Here is an 840-nt window from a genome sequence, read left to right on the forward strand (position 1 = left end):
CGCGACCCTCGCGCATTCCGCCTCTCGGGCCTGAAGTGGCTGAGCGTGTGGTGGCGCTGACGTTGCAGGACCCGCCTGGCGAGACGACGCACTGGACCGCCGACATGATGGCGGCCGCGGCCAGCATCAGCCCGAGTGCGGTGCGTCGTATCTGGAAGGCGCACGGGCTGCAGCCCAACCGCTGGCGCCAGTTCAAGCTCTCCAACGATCCGCAGTTCGTCGATAAACTGCGCGACGTCGTCGGCCTCTATGTCGATCCGCCTGCCCACGCCATCGTGCTGTCGGTCGATGAGAAGAGCCAGATCCAGGCGCTCGACCGCACCCAACCCGGCCTGCCCATGAAGAAGGGTAGGCTCGGCACCATGACCCACGACTACAAGCGCAATGGCACGACCACACTGTTTGCTGCTCTCAACGTGCTCGACGGCACCGTTATCGGCAAGAACATGCAGCGGCATCGCCATCAGGAATTCGTCCGCTTTCTCAACGCCATCGACGCCGAGGTGCCGACCGGCAAGGCCGTCCACGTCGTCCTCGACAACTACGCCGCTCACAAGCACCCCAAGGTGCGTGCCTGGCTCGGCCGCCATCAGCGCTTCACCTTCCACTTCACACCGACCTCATGCTCGTGGCTCAACGCGGTCGAAGGCTTTTTCGCAAAACTGTCGAAGCGTCGCCTCAAACGAGGCGTCTTCCACTCCGTCGTCGACCTCCAGGCGGCAATCAACCGCTTCCTCCAAGAGCACAACCAGCAACCCAAACCCTTCTCTTGGACCGCCGACCCCGACAAAATCATCGCCGCCGTCAAACGCGGGCACCAAGTGTTAGACTCCATCCACT

The 840-nt window shown here is 63.1% G+C and carries 1 protein-coding gene; it reads left to right on the forward strand.

Going from position 1 to position 840, the window contains the following annotated elements; translation table 11 throughout:
* On the forward strand, nt 1–840 hold an 840-nt coding region (locus D3227_RS40490; RefSeq protein WP_120019476.1), incomplete at both ends, for an IS630 family transposase.

Origin of the sequence: Mesorhizobium waimense, assembly GCF_003601975.1 — a bacterium.
Lineage (GTDB): Bacteria > Pseudomonadota > Alphaproteobacteria > Rhizobiales > Rhizobiaceae > Mesorhizobium > Mesorhizobium waimense.